This window comes from Microbacterium sp. Bi128, from assembly GCF_918698205.1.
Genome location: NZ_CAKKMM010000778.1, coordinates 1 through 2,378 on the forward strand (window position 1 = coordinate 1; position 2,378 = coordinate 2,378).

Consider the following 2,378-nt stretch of genomic DNA (forward strand, 5'->3'; position numbering starts at 1 on the left):
GAGGTGTAGCTGGTCAGGTTTTCCTCAGCCACAACGGCCTCGGTGGTCTCTTCGTTCTGAGCCACGATTCTCCTTGTATAGATAAGTTGTTTGGTGGCCAGGACTACTGGGCGACCTGGGTGATTTCGAAAGTCTTGGGCTGCTGGGCGGCGTGGGGGTGCTCTGCACCGCGGTACACCTTCAGCTTGCCCAGCTGCTGTGCAGCGAGGGAGTTCTTCGGGAGCATGCCCTTGATGGCCTTTTCCACGGCGCGAACCGGGTTGGACTCAAGCAGCTCCGCGTAGTTGACGGAGGTCAGGCCGCCCGGGTAGCCGGAGTGGCGGTATGCGCGCTTCTGCTCCAGCTTGGCGCCGGTGAGGGCAACCTTTTCAGCGTTGATGATGATGACGAAGTCGCCCATGTCCATGTGGGACGCAAAGGTGGCCTTGTGCTTGCCGCGCAGCAGGATTGCGGTCTGGCTGGCAAGACGACCAAGGACAACGTCGGTGGCGTCAATGACGTGCCACTGGCGGTTGATATCGCCGGGCTTCGGGGTGTACGTACGCACGGTGTTTGCCTCGTTCTTGTTCTGGCGTTCTTGTTTTAGGCGTCACTCTTACGGTGCACCTACTATCTATGCGCTACCGGAACAGAGGTGAGGGCTCCATGTAACCAGTCATCCTGAGGTCTCGAATGTGCACGTTGAGTAGCTATCCTGCAACCGGATTCTCAAGCGGGCACGCACCATCGAGATAGGACACGCACAACGACTACCAAGAATAGCCTGCCGGGGCCTCTTGGGTCAAAATGGGGTGTCCGGATGCATCCTGTCTGCTCTCTGATTCGCAGACAGCCCCGCGCCGGCCCGTCGCATCCCTGGAGGAACCGTGTCCGATCGTGCCGCCGCCGGCTCAGTTTCCCTACTGCTTGCACAGCCGACCGGATCTCTCACCGAGATCCTCTTCATAGCTGGCGTTGCGCTCGCGTGTGCTTGCCTGTCCCTATTGGCCGAGCACCTCATCCGTCGGACGCTCCCCCGCCTAGGTGGACCTCTGACAGCACGCATGAGGCTTACGACGGCGGCGGCCACCTTTGCGCTGTCCGCACTGCTGGCCTGGCGCTTCGGGCTCTCCCCCGAGCTCCCCGCCTACGTCCTGCTGGCGGTGGCCGCCGTCCAGCTGGCGCGAATCGACATGCTGCACCACTTACTGCCCAACCGGATGGTCCTGCCTCTATTGGGGGCCGGAATTGTGCTCCTCGCGGCCGCCTCAGGGGTGTCCGGCGAGGTAGGTAGCCTGCTGCGCGGGGTGGCCGGCGCCTTAATTTTGTTCGTTTTGTACCTTTTTCTGGCCCTGACCAGCCGAAACGGCCTTGGAATGGGCGACGTGAAGCTCGCAGCACCACTTGGCCTGTACTTGGGCTACCTAGGCTGGACCCACTTGTTCTACGGCGGAGCCCTTGGGTTCGTCGCGGGCGGCCTCGCCTCCGTGCTCCTGGTTCTCAAAAACCGCGGAAACAAGCCGAAGGAAGTGCCCCACGGGCCCTCGATGCTGGCTGCCGGCCTGGCCGTCATCTTGCTGCTGCCCTAGGTAGCCTGCGCCTGCGCCCGGATGCTTATTAAGTAAGACGACTGATCAAACCAAGTAGTAGAACCCCACCCGCACTTAGAAACTGAGTACACCCCCCGCTGGCGGGCAGGTGATACCCATTTTTCCGTCCAAAAAGTCGAGTATCGAGCATCATTGCCGCGCCGTTTGTGGCCGTGCAAATGTTGTTCCAACGAAGCTCCAGCAAATAAGCAATCGGGGACTTGCTGGAAATTCGTTTATTACTCAATCTCTGGAAAAGGAAAAACTAAAATGACTGGTCTCATGGTCTCAATGCTCGCTTTTGTTGCCGGCGTCAAGAACAAGTTCGAATCCGAAAAGGGCGCCACCGCCACCGAGTACGGTCTGCTCGTGGGTCTCATCGCCCTTATTCTCGTCGGTGGCGTTGGCATCTTCGGCACAGCCCTGGACAACTTTTTCCGGGGTCTTGCCGGCACCGTCAACGGCTGGTAATTCACTCTCTTCATCAGGTCTCAACACCAAGGAGTGCCGCGTCCGCCCAGCGCGGACGCGGCACTTTCCATTAGATCAAGCGTCACATTCCTCGGGGGGAAACTGTGAAACGCAACAAAGTCATGCAGGGGCGGGAGCGCGGTGCTGTAGCCGTCGAGTTCGCCCTTACCGCGCCGGTACTCCTGCTGATCGTGGTCTCGATCCTGGAGTTCTCGAACTTCTACAACCTCCAGATCTCGGTGACCCAGGCGGCCCGCGAAGCCGCCCGCGAAATGGCGGCAACCAACAATGCCGGCTTGGCCGCCGCCAAAGGCGTGGCCGGTGCTCCGAGTGACGCCA

At 60.3% G+C, this 2,378-nt stretch carries 4 protein-coding genes; 3 read left to right on the forward strand and 1 reads right to left on the reverse strand.

Features of this window, described 5'->3' with window-relative positions:
* Positions 1 to 103 precede the first annotated feature (103 nt).
* Positions 104 to 547, reverse strand: a complete 444-nt coding sequence (gene rplM / locus LQV45_RS26110; protein ID WP_015937805.1) for a 50S ribosomal protein L13 — start codon at positions 545 to 547, stop codon at positions 104 to 106.
* A 496-nt stretch (positions 548 to 1,043) separates the two neighbouring features.
* Between rplM and LQV45_RS26115 the strand changes: the two genes are divergently transcribed.
* The 3 genes from LQV45_RS26115 to LQV45_RS26125 all read left to right on the forward strand — a co-directional run.
* The gene (locus LQV45_RS26115) at positions 1,044 to 1,568 is read left to right on the forward strand and encodes an A24 family peptidase (protein WP_230009586.1); all 525 of its coding nucleotides are present in this window, start codon (positions 1,044 to 1,046) and stop codon (positions 1,566 to 1,568) included.
* Between the two features lie 270 nt (positions 1,569 to 1,838).
* The gene (locus LQV45_RS26120) at positions 1,839 to 2,039 is read left to right on the forward strand and encodes a Flp family type IVb pilin (protein ID WP_230009588.1); all 201 of its coding nucleotides are present in this window, start codon (positions 1,839 to 1,841) and stop codon (positions 2,037 to 2,039) included.
* Positions 2,040 to 2,143: 104 nt separating this feature from the next.
* On the forward strand, positions 2,144 to 2,378 hold a 235-nt coding region (locus LQV45_RS26125; RefSeq protein WP_230009590.1), incomplete at its 3' end, for a TadE/TadG family type IV pilus assembly protein.

Excerpts from the sequence above, each read along its gene's own strand:
- LQV45_RS26115 (WP_230009586.1), top strand. The coding sequence starts at position 1,044 with ATGAGGCTTACGACGGCGGCGGCCACCTTTGCGCTGTCCGCACTGCTG.
- LQV45_RS26120 (WP_230009588.1), top strand. The coding sequence starts at position 1,839 with ATGACTGGTCTCATGGTCTCAATGCTCGCTTTTGTTGCCGGCGTCAAG.